Source organism: Streptomyces sp. NPDC012769 (assembly GCF_042901205.1).
Classification (GTDB): Bacteria; Actinomycetota; Actinomycetes; order Streptomycetales; family Streptomycetaceae; genus Streptomyces.
The window spans coordinates 1,036,109-1,056,090 of the sequence record NZ_JBIBCP010000001.1; the positions used below are offsets into that span (position 1 = coordinate 1,036,109).

Annotated in this window: 5 protein-coding genes; 1 reads left to right on the forward strand and 4 read right to left on the reverse strand. The window is 75.1% G+C overall.

All coding sequences use genetic code 11. The annotated features are described in order from the left end of the window. The first annotated feature begins 255 nt into the window (after positions 1-255). Positions 256-3,579: a BTAD domain-containing putative transcriptional regulator gene (locus tag ACFY7C_RS04700; protein ID WP_389643685.1), complete on the forward strand. Its 3,324-nt coding sequence runs from the start codon at positions 256-258 to the stop codon at positions 3,577-3,579. 70 nt (positions 3,580-3,649) lie between these two features. Here ACFY7C_RS04700 and ACFY7C_RS04705 read toward each other — a convergent pair whose 3' ends face one another. The 4 genes from ACFY7C_RS04705 to ACFY7C_RS04720 all read right to left on the reverse strand — a co-directional run bounded on the left by ACFY7C_RS04705 (position 3,650) and on the right by ACFY7C_RS04720 (position 19,940). Continuing rightward, a complete protein-coding gene (locus ACFY7C_RS04705; protein WP_389643687.1) occupies positions 3,650-3,874 on the reverse strand; it encodes a hypothetical protein in 225 nt (74 codons plus the stop codon). Positions 3,875-4,119: 245 nt separating this feature from the next. Beyond that, on the reverse strand, positions 4,120-4,932 hold the full coding sequence (gene ddaH / locus ACFY7C_RS04710) for a dimethylargininase (RefSeq protein ID WP_389643690.1): 813 nt from the start codon (positions 4,930-4,932) through the stop codon (positions 4,120-4,122). 80 nt (positions 4,933-5,012) lie between these two features. Then, on the reverse strand, positions 5,013-6,323 hold the full coding sequence (locus ACFY7C_RS04715) for an MFS transporter (protein WP_389643693.1): 1,311 nt from the start codon (positions 6,321-6,323) through the stop codon (positions 5,013-5,015). Between the two features lie 6 nt (positions 6,324-6,329). Further along, complete coding sequence (locus ACFY7C_RS04720; protein ID WP_389643696.1) at positions 6,330-19,940, reverse strand: amino acid adenylation domain-containing protein; 13,611 nt, start codon at positions 19,938-19,940, stop codon at positions 6,330-6,332. Between the last annotated feature and the right edge of the window lie 42 nt (positions 19,941-19,982).

A 19,982-nucleotide genomic window follows, 5' to 3' on the forward strand; every position in this document is an offset into this window, starting at 1 on the left:
CCCGGCTCCACCGGCGGGCGAGAGGGGCGGGCGGCGGTGCCGGACCGTCTCCGGCGGGCCCGCGGCACCACGATTCTGTCCAACGGGGTTCAACGCCTGGTCACCACAGACTCAACACACTCTCGACACCGAGTGCGACGCTGTGGTTAAAAAGGTCACACAAATCTGACATGCGTGCCGACGGGGGTGGGCACGGTGTTCCGGGGTGGCTGGGGGCAGGACTTGGGAGATCTCCGTTTCTCCTTACTCGGTCTGATGCGGGCTCACCGGGGCGCGACCGCGCTCAAGGTGGGAAGCCCGCAGCAGCAGGCGATGCTGGCGGTGCTCCTGCTGCGGCCGGGGTACGCGGCGAGCGCCACCGATCTGATCGCCGCGCTGTGGGGCGAGGAGCCGCCGAGCGCGGCGATGACCACCGTACGGACCTACGCATGGCGTTGGCGCAAGGCGCTGGACGCCGGGGACAGGGGGGAAGAGGGCGCCGGGGCAGGGGCCGCGGCCGAGCGGCCCGCGTCGGTGCTGGTGTCGATGGGGGACGGCTACCGGCTGGTCCTGCCGAAGCTCGCCGTGGACGCGGCACAGGCCGAGGCACTGGCCGGCGAGGCCGAGCGCACCGCGCCCACCGATCCGCCGCGCGCCCGCGACCTGCTCAACCAGGCGCTGGAGCTGTGGCAGGGCGAGCCGCTGGCCGGCATCCCCGGCCCGTTCGCCGAGCGGCACCGGCAGCGGTTCGAAGAGCTGCGGCTCACGCTCCTGGAGGAGCGGATCGGGCTCGACCTGGCGCTCGGCCGCCACTCGCGCTGCATCCCGGAGCTGACCTCGCTGACCACCGAACACCCGCTGCACGAGCGGGCGTACGGACTGCTGATGCGGGCGCTGTACCAGGCCGGGCGGCAGGCGGACGCGCTGGCCGTGTACCGCGGGGTGCGGCAGTTGTTCCTCTCGGAGCTGGGCGTCCCCCCGGGGACGGACCTCGAGCAGTTGCACCGGAGGATCCTGGAGGGCGATCCGGCGCTGGCCGCCCCGGATCCGCGTCCCGCGACGACGAAGGCGGCGGGAGCGGCGGCTGGGCCGAAGGCCTCCGAGGCGGCCGAACGGGACGGAGCACCGGGACGGACCGGCCCGGACGCCGGCTCCGGGGGCCGGGCCGCCCTCGGGTCCGGGTCGGGGCCCGGGGCGACAGCCGACGCCGACTCCGGCTCCGGGTCGGGGTCCGAGGCCCGGGCGGGCGAGCCGGGTCACCGTAAGGGGCGGGAGGAGCGGGCGCGGAAGGACGAGCGGGACACGGCCGCGAGACCCTCCGCCGCGCCACCCAGACCGGCCCAGCTCCCACCGGACGCGGCGGACTTCACCGGGCGTACGGCTCCGGTCCGGATGCTCGACGAGGCGCTCGGCAGGCCCTCGGCGCAGGCGCTGGTGATCGCCACCGTGGTCGGCATGGGCGGGGTCGGCAAGACGGCGCTGGCGCTGCACGTGGCCCACCGCGTCCGGGAGACCTATCCGGACGGCCAGCTGTACGTGGACCTGCGCGGCTCCGACCCCGTACCGGCCGATCCGGAGGCGGTGCTCAGCGGCTTCCTGGTGGCGCTCGGGGTGGCCGGCGACGCGGTGCCGGACGGTCTCGACGCGCGCTCGGCGCTGTTCCGGTCCGTGGTGGACGGGCGGCGGCTGCTGCTCGTGCTCGACAACGCCAAGGACACGGCGCAGATCCGGCCGCTGCTCCCCGGGTCGGTCGGCTGCGCGGTCCTCACCACCGGGCGGACGCGGCCGGCCGGGCTGCCGGCCACCGTGCAGGTCGACCTGGACGTGTTCCAGCCCGCCGAGGCGCTGGATCTGCTCGGCCGCACCATCGGGGCGGAACGCCTCGACGCGGAACCGGAGGCGGCCCGGGAGCTGGTGGTGGCCTGTGGCTACCTGCCGCTGGCGGTGCGGATCGTGGCCGCGCGGCTCGCGGCCCGGCCGGGCTGGACGGTGGAGACGCTCAGCCGCCGGCTCCAGGTCGAGCGGCGGCGGATCGACGAGCTGCGGATCGGCGACCTCGCGGTGGCGGCGGCCTTCGAACTGAGCTACCGGCAGCTGCCCGCCGACCAGGCCCGGGCCTTCCGGCTGGTCGCCTCCGTGGACGGGCCCGACATCGGGCTGCCGGCCGCCGCGGCGCTGCTCGACCTCGACGAGTACGACGCCGAGGATCTGCTGGAGGCGCTGGTGGACGTGGCCATGGTGGAGTCGCCGTTCCCGGGGCGCTACCGCTATCACGATCTGCTGCGGGCGTTCGCCCGGCGGCGTCCGGCGGAGGAGGGCGAGTCCTCGGTGACGGGCGGCGGGGCGGAGGGCGGGGAGGCGAGGGCGGCCCGGGACCGGCTGCTCGACCACCTGCTGGCCACCGCCTGCACCGCCTTCCAGCACGCGGTGCCGGGCGACCCCGCGGCGGGCGCGCTGGGTCCGGCCCGCTCCCCCGGTGTGGCGCTGGCCGGCCGGGACGCGGCCCGGGAGTGGGCGGCGGCGGAGCGGGCGGGTGCGGCGGCGCTGGCGGCCCAGGTCGCGGCGGACGCGAGCGCCGGCGCGGGGCCGACGCCCGGGGCAGCGGTACCCGTGGGACCGGGAGCGATCGGGCCCGGCACCGTCGGGCCCGGCGCGGTGGGGCCCGGCGCGGTGGGGCCGGGGGGCATGCCGGGGACGGCACTGCGGGCCGCGATCGATCTGCTGATCGCGCTCACTCCCTTCGTCCTCAGTCCGCCGAGCCGGCAACTGGCGACGACCGCCGACGCCTTGGCCGAGGCGGCGGTCCGGCACGGTGACGTACGGGCGGCCGGACGGGCCCATTTCCTGCGCGGGAACGTGGCTCTGGCGGCGACCCGGCTGGACGCGGCCGAGGCCGCCGCCCGCCAGGCGGTGGACGCGGCACGGACCGCCGGCGACACGGTGATCCTCCGCCAGGCGCTCAACGACCTCGGTCTGATCTGCCAGTTCCTCAGTCGCTACGACGAGGCGGTGGACCACTACGACGAGGCCCTGGTGCTGGCGAACGAGCTGGGGCACCGTTCCGGCGCCCTGGTGACGACCGTGAACGCCGCGCTGGCACGGGTACGCAGCGGGCGGGCCGCCGAGGCGGTGGAGATCTGTCACGAGGTGCTCGCCGAGCTGCGGACCCGGCAGGACGACCCGGGGCGGGCGTACACCCTGTATGTCCTGGGCCTGGCGCTGCACGGACTCGGGCAGCACGAGGAGGCGGTGACCTGGTTCGGGGAGTGCCTTGCGGTGGCGGCGGGTGCCGGTCTGCGGGACCGGGCCGCGCACGCGCGCTACCGGCTGGCGGACAGTCTGCGTTCGCTCGGCCGGGCCGACGAGGCGCTCGACCACGCCGGGCAGGCACTGGCGCTCTGCGAGGAGCTGGGGGCGGAGCGGGACCAGGCGCAGGCGCTCGTGGTGCTGGGCCGCTCGCTGATGGACCTCGGGCGCGGGGGCGAGGCCGGGGCGCGACTGCGGCAGGCGTACGAGATCTTCTGCCGGCTGGGGCTTCCGGAGGCCGCGGAGGTGGCGGGGCTGCTGGAGGAGCCGGCGTTCGCGCTGGTCGATCCCTGAGGGCCGGCGGCTCTTCGCGACTTCGGCGAAACGGTTCTGCCCGCGGTGTCGCTCAGGGGACGGGACGGGCTCAGGAACCGGTGCTGTTCCAGTCCTTGTCGTCGGTCGGGGTGGGGGTGGGGGTCGGCGCGGTCACCTGCGTGGCGGTGCCGACGGCCCCGCCCTGGTCGGTGCCGACCACGCCGTCGGCCATCGCCGTGCCGGCCGCGCCGAGGGCGATCAGCGCGCCGAGTCCGAGACCCGCGAGGGCCAGCCGGATCCGAGTGGCACCGAGGGTGTTCGAACGCTTCGCCATGACTGCTCCCTAGGATGTCTTCCCTGGTGGGACAGGGTTTTCCGGGACTGTCCGGAGGTGTTCCGGGCTGATGGGATCAGCATGGCAAGGCGCGTTCAACGGCCGATCGACGCACGAGCACCGTGCGTCGATCGCCGTCGTTGATCGGGGCGTTGAACGGGGCGTTGAACGGGCGTCACGGCTCGGGCGGCCGCTCAGGCAGTACGGCTATGGGGGCTCAGGCGGTACGGCTCGGGGCGGCCCGCTCAGGCGGCCTCGCGGATCTCCAGGGTGCAGCACTTCACGCTGCCGCCACCCTTGAGCAGCTCGGAGAGGTCCATCCCGATCGGCCGGAAGCCGCGCTCCCGCAGCCGGGCCGCCACCGCGGTCGCCGCCTCCGGCAGCACCACGTTCAGGCCGTCGCTCATCAGGTTGAGCCCGAACACCTCCGCGTCGGTCTCCTCCACCAGCACCGCGTCCGGGAAGAGCCGTCGCAGCACCGCCCGGCTGCCCGCCGAGAACGCGTCGGGGTAGTACACGACCTGGTCGGTGTCGAGCACGCCGAGCGCGGTGTCGAGGTGGTAGAAGCGCGGGTCGACGAGATCGAGGCCGATCACCGGGCGGCCGAAGAACTCCTGGGCCTCCGCGTGACCGTCCGAGTCACTCCGGAATCCGCGCCCGGCGAGAAGGTGACGTCCCGTCAACAGCAGGTCGCCCTCGCCCTCGTTGAGGTGGACCGGGTCATGGGTGGTGAAGCCCTGGGACCGGAACCACTCCAGGTAGGCGGGCCCCTCGGCGGCGCGCTCGGCGTTGCGGAAGCGGGCGCCGAGCACCTTGCCGTCGACGACGGTGGCCCCGTTCGCCGCGTAGACCATGTCGGGCAGCCCGGGCAGCGGGTCTATCAGGTCGACCCGGTGGCCGAGTTCGAGGTAGAGCTCGTACAGCCGCTCCCACTGGACGACGGCGAGCTCGGTGTCGACCGGCTTCGCCGGGTCCATCCAGGGGTTGATGGCGTAGCTGACCTCGAAGTGGGTCGGACGGCACATCAGGAAGCGGCGCGGGCGGGCGGTGCGGGGCATGGAGGACTCCGGGAGGGGACAGTAGGGGTGAGGGCGGGAGAGGACAGGAGGGGACGCGAGAGGGGCAGTGGGGCGAGGGATCAGGAGGAGGCGGGCCGGTCGGGGAAGCTCCGCAGGCCGCGCAACGGGCTGGCCAGCAGGACCGCACCGGCCGAGAGCAGCACGCTCGCCATGATCCAGAGGGTGGTGCGGGCGCCGAGCACCTCGCCCAGCCAGCCGCCGAGCAGGGCCCCCACCGGGATGGCGCTGAAGTTGACGGTGGAGGCGCTGGCCCGGATCCTGCCGATCATGGCGGGCGGACAGTAGGCCTGGTAGAAGCTTCCGGCGATCACGTTCCCCGCGATCACACCGCAGACCGCGATCGCCCACGCCACCGCGCTCACCGCCAGCGGCAGCCGCTCCCCCGCCAGCGGCAGGAGGAGGATGAACGGCGCCCCGACCAGCTCGCAGAGCAGCAGACCGCGTGCCGTACCGAAACGGCGGGCGATCCGTCCGGCGAGCGCCGCACCGGCCAGGCCGCCGATCGACACCACGGCGAACACCATCCCGACGCCGCCGGGCGACACGCCGACGCTGCGGACCAGGAAGATCATCTGTACCGCCTGGATGCCGTTGAGGCCGAGGTTGCCGACGGCCGCGAAGCTCGCCAGCGTACGCAGGTACGGATCGCGCACCAGGAACCGCACGCCCTCGCCGATCTCCCGCAGGATTCCGCGCCGTTCGGAGACCGGCGGCGGCTTCTCCTCGGCCCGGACGGAGCCGAGGAAGAGCGCCGAGACCAGGTACGTGACCGCGTCGGCGAGCAGTCCGCTGGCCGCGCCGAACGCCTGGGCGAGCAGACCGGCGAGGCCGGGGCCGGCGATCTCCGCCGCCGCGTCCCCGGAGCGCAGCTTGACGTTGGCCTCCAGCAGGTCCCGTTTGGCGACCAGCGAGGGCAGGACGGCACCGTACGCGGTGGAGAGGAACACCTTCACGGCGCCGGCCAGCAGGGCCACGACCACGAGCTGGGCCATGGTCAGCAGGCCGAACCAGCCGGCCACCGGCACGCTGCCGAACAGCACGAGCAGGAGCAGGTCGCAGACCAGCATCACCTTCAGCCGGGGCCAGCGGTCCACCCAGGCGCCGGCCAGCAGGCCGAGGAAGAGCCACGGCACCCAGGCGGACGCGGTCAACAGGCCGACCATGAACGGTGAGGCGTCCAGGGTGACGACGGCCACCAGGGCGAGCGCGACGTTGCCGACGGCGGTGCCGAGGCCGCTGGTCGTCTCACCGATCCAGAGCTTGCGGAAGTTCGGCTGTGCCCAGAGGCCCCAGCGGCTTCTCCTCGGCGCGTCGGCCGCCGGTGAGGACGGGGGCACCGGGGGCGGCGGCTCGACGGGGGCGGTGGTCATCGCGGGTCACTCTCCAAGCTTCTCGGCGAGCACGGCGGCGATCCGTGCGACGGGCTCCGGTCGCGTCATGGCGCCGTGGGTGCAGGGGACGCGGTGGTCCTCGACGCGGCCGTCGACATACGGGTGCCAGGCCGCCGCGTAGGGCCAGTCGGCCGGCTTGTCGAGGGTGGCGCCGAAGAAGACGGCGTCGCCGCGGTAGCGGTCGGGCATGTGCTCGGCCATCAGTTTGCGGTGCTGCTCGAAGACGTCGGGCAGGACGTCGGCGGCGTCGCCGAGGAGTGCGGTGAGCTCGTCCTGACCGCGCCGGTCGGCGGGGTCGTGGCCGAGCGAGACCAGCAGCTCGGCGAGTGTGTCGACCGGGTCGTCGGCGACGGAGGGGAGGGAGGGGGAGGACGGTGTGCCGGCGGCGGTGTACCGGGCGGGGTCGGCCGGCAGGCCGTCGAGGAGGGCGAGCAGGGCCACCTCCTGGCCCGCCGACTGGAGGGCGACGGCCATCGCCTGCGCCACCACCGCGCCGAACGACCAGCCGAGCAGGTGGTACGGCCCCTCCGGCTGGACGGCGCGGATCTCCCGTACGTAGTCCTCGGCGATCTCGGTGACGGAGGACGGGGAGCCGCCGCGCAGTCCGCGCGCCTGGAGGCCGTGGACCGGACGGTCGGGGTCGAGATGGCGCAGCAGCCCGGAGTAGACCCAGCTGATGCCGGCGGCGGGGTGGACGCAGAACAGCGGTGGCTTGGTGCCTCGGGCGCGCAGCGGGAGCAGCACGTCGAGAGCGCTGGGGGCGCTGGGGGCGTCTCGGGTGTCGCCGGCCGTCGTGGTCGAGGGATCGAGGCGGCGGGCGAGGGCGGCCACGGTGGGTGCTTCGAACAGCACCCGGATGCCGAGGTCGGCGCCGAGTGCGGTGCGGATCCGTCCGAGCAGCTTCATCGCCAGGAGCGAGTGGCCGCCGAGGTCGAAGAAGCCGTCGTCGATCGAGACCGGGGCCGGAAGGCCCAGGACCTCGGCGAAGAGTCCGCAGAGCAGCTCCTCGTGGGGTGTCCGGGGTGCCCGGCCGGTGGGCGAGGAGGAGAAGTCGGGGGCGGGGAGGGCGCGCCGGTCGACCTTGCCGCTGGCGGTCAGCGGCAGGGCGTCGAGCGGGACGACGGCGGCCGGGAGCATGTGGCCGGGCAGCGACTCGGCGGCGAAGGAGCGCAGTTCGGCCGGATCGAGCGGGCCGTCCGCCACGACATGGGCGACGAGCCGGGGACCGGCGGTGCCGTCGGGGTCGTCGTGGACCGTCACGGTGGCGGCGAGCACCCGGGGATGGCGGGTGAGGACGTGCTCGATCTCGCCGGGCTCGATCCGGAAGCCCCGGATCTTGACCTGGTGATCGGTGCGGCCCAGGTAGTCGAGGCCGCCGTCGCGGGCGCGGCGGACCAGGTCGCCGGTGCGGTACATCCTCTCCCCCGGCACGTACGGGTCGGCGACGAACCGCTCGGCGGTCAGCGCGGGCCGGCGGAGGTAGCCGCGGGCGAGACCGGCCCCGGCCAGGTACAGCTCACCGGGGACGCCGGGCGGGACGGGGTTCAGGTGCTCGTCCAGGACGTAGGCGCGGGTGCCGAGGACGGTGCGGCCCAGGGTCGGGCGCCCTGTGGCGGCGAACGGCTGGGTGAGCGCGTCGACGGTGGACTCGGTGGGGCCGTAGAGGTTGTGCGCGGTCGTCGCGGGCGCCGCGCGCAGCCGGGTCCACAGCGCCTGCCCGACCGCCTCGCCGCCGAGCAGCACCACGCGGGGCGCGGGTGCCTCCAGAAGGCCCTCCTCGACGAGCTGTTCGGCGTAGGAGGGGGTGACCTCCAGGACGTCGAGGGACTCCGTCCGGACGTGCCGGACGAGCGCGGCGGCGTCGCGGCGGATCTCGTCGCCGATGAGGTGCAGCTCGTGGCCGGCGATCAGCCAGAGCAGGCCGTCCCAGGAGGCGTCGAAGCCGAGCGAGGCGGTGAGCGCGACGCGCCGCGGGCCGCCGCCGTGCCGGTGCTCGGTGGCGCCGATCGGTCCGGTCGGGGAGCGGTGCGAGGCGAGCAGTGCGGCGATCGAGCCGTGGCTCACGATGACGCCCTTGGGGCGGCCGGTGGAGCCGGAGGTGTAGATGACGTAGGCCGCGTCGGAGGCACTGGCGCGGGCCGGCGGGTTGTCGGCGGCGGGGACGGGCCCGTCCGGCTCGGCGGCGGGGACGGGCCCGTCCGGCTCGGTGAGGGGGTCCGGCTGGGCGGCGCGGTCCGGTTCCACGGTGAGGACGGGCAGGCCGGTGAGCAGTTCGGGCCGTGGCCAACCGTCGCCGGCGACGACGAGCGTGGGCGCGGCGTCGGCCAGCATGGCGGCGGTACGGTCGGACGGGTGCTCGGCGTCGAGCGGGAGCGAGGCGGCGCCCGCCTTGAGCACGGCGAGCAGGGCGATCACGCTCTCCGCGGAGCGCGGCAGGGCGAGGGCGACCAGCGACTCGGGTCCGGCACCGGCCGCCGTGAGGCGGTGGGCGAGTCGGTTGGCGCGGGCGTTGAGCTCGCTCCAGCTGAGCCGGGCGTCCCCCGCGACCAGGGCGGTCGCGTCCGGGGTACGGGCCGCCTGGGCCTCGAAGGCGGCGGGCAGCAGCGGGACGTCCGTCGGCAACGCCGCGCCCGGGTGGTGGAGTTCGGTGCGCTCGGCGGCGGAGAGCAGGTCGATCCGGCCGATCGGTCCATCTGGCCGGGCGGCCGCCGCCGTCAGCAGGCGGCCCAGCCGGACCGCCATGGAGGCGACGGTCTCCCGGTCGAAGAGGTCGGTGGCGAAGTCGATCGCGCACTCCAGTCCGGCGGGCGCGCCGTCGGCGTCGAAGGACTCGCCCATGGCGATGGAGAGGTCGAACTTGGCGACGTATCCGCCGACCGGTTCGACGGTGGCCGTCAGGCCGGCCAGGTCGAGCGCCCCGTCCCCGGCCCCGCCGTCACCCCCGTCCCCGGCCCCGCCCCGCCCTCCTCCCTGGAGCAGCAGCATCACCTGGAACAGCGGGTGGCGGGCCAGTGAGCGGGCCGGGTTGAGTTCCTCGACCAGCCGCTCGAAGGGCACGTCCTGGTGGGCGTGGGCGTCGAGCTGGGTCTCCCGCACCCGTCCCAGGAGCTCGGTGAAGGTCGGGTCGCCGGAGGTGTCGGTCCGCAGCACCAGCGTGTTGACGAAGAAGCCGACCAGGTCGTCGAGCGCCTCGTCCGTGCGGCCGGCGACCACCGAGCCGATCGGCACGTCGGTGCCGGCGCCGAGCCGGGTGAGCAGCGCGGCGAGCCCGGCCTGCAGGGTCATGAACAGGGTGACCCGGTGCTCGCGGGACAGGTCGACCAGCGAGCGGTGGAGTTCGGCACCGAGCGGGACGACGACACGGTCGCCGCGGTGGCCGCTGTCCGCCCGCCGCGGGCGGTCCAGCGGGAGCGAGAGTTCCTCGGGAAGGTCGGCCAGGGCGTCCCGCCAGTAGGCGAGCTGGCGGGAGACCAGGCTGTCCTCGTCGTCCTCGTCGCCGAGCAGCTCGCGCTGCCAGAGCGCGTAGTCGGCGTACTGCACCGGCAGCGGCTGCCACTCGGGCTCCGCGCCGTCGCGACGGGCAGCGTACGCGGCGGCGAGGTCGCGCAGCAGCGGGTCCATGGACCAGCCGTCGCCGGCGATGTGGTGCAGCACGAGGACGAGCAGGTGCTCGTCGGCGCCCAGCGGCAACAGGTGTGTCCGGATGGGGAGTTCACCGGCCAGATCGAAGGGGATGGCGGTGCACTCGGCGAGGGTGGCCGCCGGGTCGGCGGGCCGGGTGGTGCGGCGGTCGAAGGTGACCCGGGCCTCGGCGGGCGGGACGATCCGCTGCCGGGGTTCCCCGTCCTGCTCGCCGACCAGGGTGCGCAGGATCTCGTGCCGTACGACCAGGTCGCCGAGGGCGAGTTCGAGTGCGTCCGGGTCGAGCGGACCCGTGACGCGCAGGGCGAGGGGGAGGTTGTAGAGGGCGCTGGGGCCTTCCATGCGGTCGATCAGCCACAGTCGCCGCTGGGCGAAGGAGAGCGGGAGCAGGTCGGGTCGCTCGCCGGCCGTCAGGGCGAGCCGCGCCCCGGCGCCGTCGAGCCGCTGGGCCAGACCGGCCACCGTCGGCGCCTCGAAGACGTCCCGGACGCCGATCTCGGCGGCGAACACCGTACGGACCCGGCTGACCAGCTTCATGGCGAGCAGCGAGTGCCCGCCGAGGGCGAAGAAGTCGTCATCGATCGAGAGGGGTCCGGTGCCGCCGAGCACCTCGCCGAACAGGTCGCCGAGCAGCTGCTCGCGCGCCGTGCGGGGGGCCCGGCCGCCGGTGAAGAGCTGGAAGTCGGGGGCGGGCAGGGCTCGCCGGTCGACCTTTCCGCTGCCGGTGAGCGGCAGCGCGTCGAGGGTGACGACCGCCGCGGGCACCATGAAGGAGGGCAGTGCCTCCGCCGCGAACCGCTTCAGTTCCAGGGCGAGTTCGGGGACGGGCGTGGTGACCGCGCAGTGGGCGACCAGACGGCGGTCGCCGTCCGCGCTCTCGTGCGGGGTGACCACGGCCTGGCGGACGGCCGGGTGCCGGGTCAGCACCTGCTCGATCTCGCCGGGCTCGATCCGGAAGCCGCGGATCTTGACCTGGTGGTCGGTGCGGCCCAGATAGTCGATCCGGCCGTCGCGGGCACGGCGGACCAGGTCGCCGGTGCGGTACATCCTCTCCCCGGCGGCGAACGGGTCGGCGACGAAGCGCTCCGCGGTCAGCGCCGGCCGGCCGAGGTAACCGCGGGCCAGGCCGGCGCCGGACAGGTACAGCTCGCCGGGCACTCCGGCGGGCACCGGGTTCAGGTGCTCGTCCAGGACGTAGGCGCGGGTGCCGAGGACGCTGTGGCCGAGGGTGGGGCGTTCGGCGTCGGCGTACGCCTGGAGCAGGGTGTCGACGGTGCACTCGGTGGGCCCGTAGAGGTTGTGGCCGGTGGTCGCCGGGGCCTCGCGCAGCCGGGTCCACAGCGCCTGCCCGACCGCCTCGCCGCCGAGCAGCACCACGCGGGGCGCGGGCGCCTCCAAAAGGCCGTGCTCGATGAGCTGTTCGGCGTACGTGGGGGTGAACTGGACGGCGTCGACGCCGGTCTCACGGATGTGCCGGACCAGGGCGGCGGGGTCGCGGCGCAGGTCCGCGCCGATCAGGTGCAGCTCGTGGCCGGCGACCATCCACAGCAGGCCGTTCCAGGAGGCGTCGAAGCAGAGCGAGGCGGTCAGCGCGGCGCGGAGCCGGCCGTGCGCCCGCTCGGGCTCGCCGAAGGTCTCCGACCGGTGAGCGGCCAGCAGGGCGGCGAGCGAGCCGTGGCTCACCACGACGCCCTTGGGGCGGCCGGTGGAGCCGGAGGTGTAGATCACGTACGCGGCGCCGTCGGGCTCGATCCGTACGGGCGGGGCCTCGGCGGGCCGCTCGGCCCAGTACCGCTCGTCGACGTCCAGGACGACAGGACCGTCCGGCCCTTCCAGGGCTTCCGGCAGCGGCCAGCCGGCGCCGGTGAGCACGGCCGCCGGCCGGGCGTCGGCCAGCATGTGGGCGGTGCGCTCCCGCGGGTACTCGGCGTCCAGCGGAAGGACCGCCGCGCCTGCCTTGAGCACGGCGAGCACCGCGACCACCGTGTCCGCGGAGCGCGGCAGGGCCAGCGCGACGACGTCCTCGGGGCCGACCCCGGAGGCGATCAGACCGTGCGCGAGCCGGTTCGCCCGCGCGTCCAGCTCCGCGTAGCCCAGCCGGGTGTCCTCGTACACCAGGGCCGTGAGGTCCGGTGTGGCCGCTGCCTGGGCGGCGAACGCGGCCGGGACGAGCGGCGGTACGGCGGGCAGCGGCCGGTGGCCGCCGAGGAGTGCGGTGCGCTCGTCCGGGGCCAGCAGGTCGGCGCGGCCGATCCGCTGGTCGGGCCGGGCCGTCACCGCGGTGAGCAGCCGGCCGAAGCGGGCGGCGAGGGACTCGACGGTCTCCCGGTCGAACAGGTCGGTGGCGAAGTCGATCGCGCAGTCCAGGCCGGCGGGGGCGCCGTCGGGGCCGAAGAACTCCTCCAGCGTCACGTTGAGGTCGAACTTGGCGACCCCGGTGTCCGCCGCCAGCGCCTCGGCGTCGAGCCCGGTCAGCGCGGGCTCGGCCCCGGCGATCGACTGGAGGACCATCGCCACCTGGAAGAGCGGGTGGCGGGCCAGCGACCGGGCCGGGTTGAGTTCCTCGACCAGCCGCTCGAAGGGAACGTCCTGGTGTGCGTAGGCACCGAGGCCGGTCTCCCTTACCCGGCCGAGGAGTTCAACGAAGGTCGGGTCGCCGGAGGTGTCGGTCCGCAGCACCAGCGTGTTGACGAAGAAGCCGACCAGGTCGTCCAGTGCCTCGTCCGAGCGGCCGGCGACCACCGAGCCGATCGGCACGTCGGTGCCGGCGCCGAGCCGGGTGAGCAGCGCGGCGAGGGCCGCCTGGAAGGTCATGAACAGGGTGACCCGGTGCTCGCGGGACAACGCGAGGAGCGAGCGGTGGAGTTCGGCGTCGATGGGGAGGGCGACGCGGTCGCCGCGGTGGTCGGCGCGCGCTCCGCGCGGCCGGTCGACGGGGAGCGTCAGCTCCTCGGGGAGGTCGCTCAGGGTCTCGCGCCAGTAGTCCAGTTGGCGGGAGACCAGGCTCTCCGGGTCGTCCTCGTCGCCGAGCAGCTCGCGCTGCCAGAGCGCGTAGTCGGCGTACTGCACCGGCAGCGGCTGCCACTCCGGCTCCGCGCCGTCGCGGCGGGCCGTGTAGGCGGCGGCCAGGTCGCGCAACAGCGGGCCCATGGACCAGCCGTCGCCGACGATGTGGTGGAGGGCGACGACCAGGACGTGGTCCTCCGGGGCGACCCGGAGCAGGGTGACCCGGACGGGCGGCTCGGCGGCCAGGTCGAAGGGCCGGCGGGCGGCGCGGTCGACCTCGGCGTCCACGGCGTCGGGGGCGCAGTCGCGCCGTTCGACGGGCGGCACGGCGTCGGCGGGGGCGAGGACCAGCTGATGGGGCTCGCCGTCCCGCTCGGCGATGACGGTGCGGAGGATCTCGTGCCGTACGGCCAGGTCGCCGAGGGCGAGTTCGAGTGCGGCCGGGTCGAGCGGGCCGGTGAGGCGCAGCGCGAGCGGCATGTTGTAGAGCGCGCTCGGCCCCTCCATGCGGTCGATCAGCCAGAGCCGCCGCTGGGCGGAGGAGAGCGGCAGCAGGTCCGGCCGCTCGCCGGGCGTCAGCGCGAGCCGGGATCCGGCGCCGTCGAGCCGCTGGGCCAGACCGGCCACCGTCGGCGCCTCGAAGACGTCCCGGATGCCGAGTTCGGCGCCGAGCGCCGCGCGGATCCTGCTGAGGAGCCGGGTGGCGAGGAGCGAGTGCCCGCCGAGGGCGAAGAAGTCGTCGTCGGCCGAGACCGGACCGGTCACGCCGAGCACCTCGCCGAACAGGCCGCAGAGGATCTCCTCCCGGGCCGTTCGGGCGGCGCGGCCGCCGCCGGTGGCCGCCGCGAAGTCGGGGGCGGGCAGCGCGGACCGGTCGAGCTTGCCGTTGACGGTGAGCGGCAGCGCGTCGAGGGTCACGAAGGCCGCGGGGACCATGTGGTCCGGCAGGGCGGCGGCCGCGTGGGCGCGCAGCGCGGCCGGGTCGAGCGGGGTGCGCGTCACGACGTACGCGGCGAGGCGGGTGCCGGCGGCCGTGCCTGCGGTGCCCTCGTCGGTCGCCAGGACGGCGGCCCGGAGCACGTCGGGGTGGGCGGTGAGGACGGTCTCGATCTCGCCGAGCTCGATCCGGAAGCCGCGCACCTTGACCTGGTGGTCGGTGCGGCCCAGGTATTCGACCTGGCCGTCCGGGCGGCGCCGGGCGAGGTCGCCGGTGCGGTACATCCTCTCCCCGGCGGCGAACGGGTCGGCGACGAACCGCTCGGCCGTCAGCGCGGGGCGGCCCAGATAGCCGCGGGCCAGGCCGGCGCCGCTCAGATACAGCTCGCCGGGGACGCCGGGCGGGACGGGCCGCAGTCCGGCGTCCAGGACGTGGGCGCGGAGGTGGGGCAGCGGGCGGCCGATGAGCGGGCGGGGGTCGCCGGAGAGCCGGTGGTGCAGCGCGTCGACGGTGCACTCGGTGGGGCCGTACATGTTGAGCACGACGGTGTCGGGTGCGGCGGTGAGCGCGGCCCAGAGGCTCTGGCCGATGGCCTCGCCGCCGACCATCAGGAGGGCGGGCGGGCAGCGGTCGAGCAGGCCCTCCTCGACCAGCCGCTCGGCCTGTCCGGGGGTGACGTCGAGGACGTCGGCGCCGGTGTCCTCGGCGTGGCGGACGAGGGCGGCGGCGTCGCGGCGCGTGTCGTCGTCGAGCAGGTGGAGTTCGTGCCCTGCGACCATCCACAGCAGTGATTCGAGGGCCGTGTCGAAGGAGAACGAGGCGGTCTGGGCGAACCTGAACCTGCGCCCCGGGTGGGCCTGCCGGGCGGCGGCGACGGTCTCGCCGCGGTGGAAGGCCAGGAGGTGGGCGAGTCCGCCGTGGCGCACCACCACGCCCTTGGGGCGGCCGGTGGAGCCGGAGGTGTAGATCACGTACGCGGCGCCGTCGGGCTCGATCCGTACGGGCGGGGCCTCGGCGGGCCGCTCGGCCCAGAGGCGTTCGTCGACGTCCAGGACGACGGGGCCGGCAAGCTCCTCCAGAACCTCCGGCAGCGGCCAGTCGGCGCCGGTGAGCACGGCCGCGGGGCGGGCGTCGGTGAGCATGTGGGCGATGCGGTCACGGGGGTACGCGGCGTCGAGCGGAAGGAAGGCCGCGCCTGCCTTGAGCACGGCGAGCAGGGCGGCCACCGTGTCCGCGGAGCGCGGCAGGGCCAGCGCGACGACGTCCTCGGGGCCGACCCCGGAGGCGATCAGACCGTGCGCGAGCCGATTCGCCCGCGCGTCCAGCTCCGCGTAGGTCCATCGGGCCTTGTCGAAGACCAGGGCGGTGTCGTCGGGGGTGGCGGTCACCTGGGCGGTGAAGGCGGCGGGGACGAGAACGGCCGGGCCGGGGCGGGCGGTGTCGTGCCATTCGGCCAGCGCGGCGCGGCCGGCCTCGCCCAGGACGTCGAACTCGGCGACCGGGCGGTGCGGGTCGGCGGCGGCCTGGGCGAGGAGCAGGAGCAGGACGTCGGCGAGCCGCTCTGCGGTGCTGCGGTCGAACAGGTCGGTGGCGAACTCGAGCCCGCCCTCGAGGCCGGCCGGGGTGCCGTCCGGGTGGTGGCGCTCGGAGAGGTTGAGGGTGAGGTCGAAGGCGGTGGTGGGCAGGCCGAGCGGCTCGTAGGCGGTGTGTGTGCCGGGGAACTGGGGGCCGCCGCCCGCGGTGTTGTCGAAGGCGATCATCACCTGGAAGAGCGGGTGCCGGGCCAGCGAGCGGGCCGGGTTGAGCTCTTCGACGAGCCGCTCGAACGGCACGTCCTGGTGCGCGTAGGCGGCCAGGTCGGTCTCCCGGACCCGGGTGAGGAGTTCGGCGAAGGTGGGCCGGCCGGTGAGGTCGGTGCGCAGCACCAGGGTGCTGGCGAAGAAGCCGACCAGGTCGTCGAGGGCCGGGTCGAGGCGGCCGGCCAGCGGCGTGCCGATCGGCAGGTCGTCGCCGGCGCCGAAGCGGTGCAGCAGGGTGGCGTAGGCGGCCTGGAGCACCATGAAGAGGGTGGCGCCGTGCGCGGCGGCCAGCTCGGCGAGCCGTGCGTGCAGGTCCGCGTCCAGCTCCAGCGGGACGACGTCGCCGCGGTGGCTCGCGGCCGCCGGGCGGGGGCGGTCGAGCGGGAGCGGCAGATCGTCGGGGAGGCCGGCCAGGGCCTCACGCCAGTGGGCGAGTTGGCGGGTCGCCTCCGATTCCGGGTCGGTGTCCGCGCCGAGCAGCCTGTGCTGCCAGAGGGTGTAGTCGGCGTACTGGACCGGCAGCGGCTCCCACACCGGCCGTTCGCCGCCGAGCCGGGCGGTGTAGGCCTCGGCGAGGTCGCGGAAGAGCGGCCGCAGGGACCAGCCGTCGCTGGCGATGTGGTGCATCACCAGGAGCAGTACGTGCTCCTCGGGCGCGTCGGGGGAGGCCGACGGCTCGGGGCGCAGATAGGCGTGCAGCGGGATGTCGGCGGCGAGGTCGAAGGTGTGGCCGACGAGCGCCTCCACCGGGTGGTCGGTGACGGTGAGCAGCGGGGCCGGCGGCGCGGGGAGGATCCGCTGGTAAGGGACGCCGTCGTGCTCGCCGAAGACGGTGCGGAGCGACTCGTGGCGGGCGACGACGTCGCCGAGCGCGCGTTCCAGGGCGTGGGCGTCCAGCGGGCCGGTCAGCCGGAGGGCGAGGGTGACGTTGTAGGTGGCGGCGGGGCCCTCGGCCCGGGCGAGGAACCACAGCCGGCGCTGGGCGAAGGAGACCGGCAGTCGCTCGGGCCGGGGTTCGGGGCGGAGCGCGGGCCGGGCCGGGTCGGTGGCGAGCCGGGCGGCGAGCGCGGCGACGGTCGGGGCCCGGAAGAGGTCGCCGATGGCGAGCTCGGCGCCGAGTTCGGTGCGCGCCCGGCCGACCAGGCGGGTGGCGAGGAGGGAGTGGCCGCCGAGTTCGAAGAAGTCGTCGTCGATGGTGATGTCGTCGATGCCGAGGATCTCGCCGAAGAGGGCGCACAGGGCGCGCTCGCGCTCGTCGCGCGGGGCGCGGCCGGAGGTGTCGGCGGCCCGTTCGGGGGCGGGCAGCGCGCGCCGGTCGACCTTGCCGTTGGCGTTGAGCGGCAGCGCGGGCAGCACGACCACGGCGGAGGGGACCATGTAGCCGGGCAGGGTGTCGGCGGCGAACCGCCGTATCTCGGAGCCGAGTTCGGGGTTCTCCTCGTGTACGGAGCCGAGCACCGCGCAGTAGCCGACCAGCCGGATGTCGCCGGGGCGGTCCTCGCGGGGGACCACGATGACCTGGCGGACGGCGGGGTGGCGGGAGAGCACGGCCTCGATCTCGCCCGGCTCGATGCGGAAGCCGCGCAGCTTGACCTGGCCGTCGATCCGGCCGAGGAACTCGATGGCGCCGTCGGCCCGGCGGCGGACCAGGTCGCCGGTGCGGTACATCCGCTCCCCCGCCGCGGACGGGTCGGCGACGAAGCGTTCGGCGGTCAGCGCGGGCCGGCGCCAGTAGCCGCGGGCCAGGCCGGCCCCCGCCACGTACAGCTCGCCGGGGACGCCGGGCGGGACGGGCCGCAGCCGGGCGTCGAGGACGTGGGCGCGCATGTTGTCGAGCGGGCCGCCGATCGGCGGCCTGGGGCCGGTCAGGTCGGCGGGGGCGAGGGGGTGGTGGGTGGCGAAGGTGGTGGCCTCGGTCGGCCCGTAGACATGGGCGAGCAGCAGGTCGGGGCAGTGGTCGAGGACGCGTCGCATCAGGCTGCCGGAGGCGGCCTCGCCGCCGGTGCAGACGGTCCGCAGGGCGCGGAAGGTCTCCGGGTTCTGCTCGGCGACCAGGTCGAAGAGCGCCTTGGTGAGGAAGACGGCGGTGACCTCGTGCCGGGTGACGACGGCGTGCAGGGCGGCGGCGTCCAGGGTGCCGGGCGGGGCGACGACGACGGTGCCGCCGGACAGCAGCGGCGTCCACAGCTCGTAGGTGGCGGCGTCGAAGGCGTGCGGCGAGTGCAGCAGGATCCGCCGGTGCCGTCCGTCCTGCCAGCGCCGGTCGGCGGCGAGGTCGACGACGTCGCGGTGGCGGACGGCGACGCCCTTGGGGGTGCCGGTGGAGCCGGACGTGAACATCACGTAGGCGAGCCGGTCGGGGTGGACGGGAAGTCCGGGGTCGTGCGCGGGGGCGGCCTTCTCGTCGCCGGGGCGGACCACGACGGCGGTGTGCGGGAAGCCGGGGTCGGCGCGGTCGGTGAGCAGGACGGGGGCGGCCGTGTCGGCGAGCAGCGCGGCCATCCGCTCCGGCGGCAGGCTGGCGTGCAGGGGCACGTAGCAGCCGCCGGCCTTGAGTACGGCGAGGGTGGCGACGACCAGGTCGACCGAGCGTTCCATCAGCAGCGCGACCGGCGACTCCGGCCCGACGCCGGAGGCGATCAGGTGGTGGGCGAGGCGGTTGGCGCGGGCGTCGAGCTCGGCGTAGGTGACGGTGCCGCCGTCGTGGGCGAGGGCGACCGCGTCCGGGGTGCGGACGGCCTGGGCCGCGAACAGCTCCGGCAGCGAGCCGGGCGGTACGGGCGTGACGGTGGCGTTCCACTCGTCGCGCAGCCGGGCGTGCTCCTCGGGGGCGAGGATGTCGAGGGCGCCGATCGGTGCCTCGGGGTCGGCGGCCGCGGCGGCGAGGAGGCGGCCGAGGCGCTCGAAGAGGGTGGTGACGGTGGCCCGGTCGTAGAGGTCGGCCGCGTACTCGACCGATCCCGTGAGTCCGGCGGGGGTGCCGTCGGGGTCGTGCCGCTCGGTGATGCCGATGTTGAGGTCGAACTTGGCGACCCGCAGGCCGAGCGGTTCGGGCGCGGACTCCAGTCCCGGCAGGCCGAGTTCGCCCTCCTCGTGGTTCTGCAGGACGAGCAGGGTCTGGAACAGCGGGTGGCGGCCGAGGACGCGGGCCGGGCTGACCTCCTCGACGAGCCGTTCGAAGGGCACGTCCTGGTGGGCGAAGGCGTCGAGCTGGGCTTCCCTGACCCGGCCGAGGAGTTCGGTGAAGGACGGGTCGCCGGAGGTGTCGGTGCGCAGCACCAGGGTGTTGACGAAGAAGCCGACCAGGTCGTTCAGTGCCTCGTCGGAGCGGCCGGCGACGCCGGTGCCGAGCGGGATGTCGGTGCCGGCGCCGAGCCGGGTGAAGAGCGCGGCGAGGCCCGTCTGCAGGACGGAGAAGAGGGTGGTGCGGTGCCGGCGGGCGAGGTCGGCGAGCGCGGTGTGCAGCTCGGAGCCGTAGGCGAACGGCACGGCGTCGGCGGCCCCGGTCGGCGTGGGCGGCCGGGGGCGGTCCACCGGCAGTTCCAGCTCCTCCGGCAGACCGGACAGCGCCCCGCGCCAGTAGTCGAGCTGACGACTCATCAGGCTGTCGGGATCGGTCTCCTCGCCGAGCAGTTCGCGCTGCCAGAGCGTGTAGTCGGCGTACTGCACCGGCAGCGGCTCCCAGTCGGGAGCGCGGCCGTCGAGGCGGGCGGCGTAGGCGGCGGCGAGGTCCCGCAGCAGCGGGCCGAGCGACCAGCCGTCGCCGGCGATGTGGTGGAGCACGACGAGCAGCACGTGCTCGCCGTGGGCGGTGGGCTGTTCGGGGGCCGTGTCGGCGGTGGTGCCGCCGGGGGTGAGCGAGAAGACCGTGACCCGGAGGGGCAGTTCGGCACTCAGGTCGAAGGTGTGGGCGGCGGCCCGGTCCCGCAGGGCGGGGTAGTCGTCCGGCGCGCAGTCCACCGTCTCGAACGCGAGGGCGGTCTCCGCCTCCGCGGACGGCAGGATCCGCTGCACCGGCACGCCCCCGTCCACCGGGAACACCGTGCGCAGGGCCTCGTGCCGGGCGACCACGTCCGCCGTCGCGGCCCGCAGGGCCGCCGTGTCGAGCGTGCCGCGCAGGCGGACCGCGAACGGCAGGTTGTAGAGCGCGGTCGGCCCTTCGATCTGGTCGATCAGCCAGAGACGCTGTTGTGCGTACGAAACCGGGATCACGGTGCTTCCTCTGCTCACGTCACGACGTGGATGGGTTCGGGT

Bases quoted from the DNA above. Each gene is read 5' to 3' on its own strand.
- ACFY7C_RS04700 (WP_389643685.1), top strand. From the start codon at position 256: ATGCGGGCTCACCGGGGCGCGACCGCGCTCAAGGTGGGAAGCCCGCAG.
- ACFY7C_RS04705 (WP_389643687.1), bottom strand. From the start codon at position 3,874: ATGGCGAAGCGTTCGAACACCCTCGGTGCCACTCGGATCCGGCTGGCC.
- ddaH (WP_389643690.1), bottom strand. From the start codon at position 4,932: ATGCCCCGCACCGCCCGCCCGCGCCGCTTCCTGATGTGCCGTCCGACC.
- ACFY7C_RS04715 (WP_389643693.1), bottom strand. From the start codon at position 6,323: ATGACCACCGCCCCCGTCGAGCCGCCGCCCCCGGTGCCCCCGTCCTCA.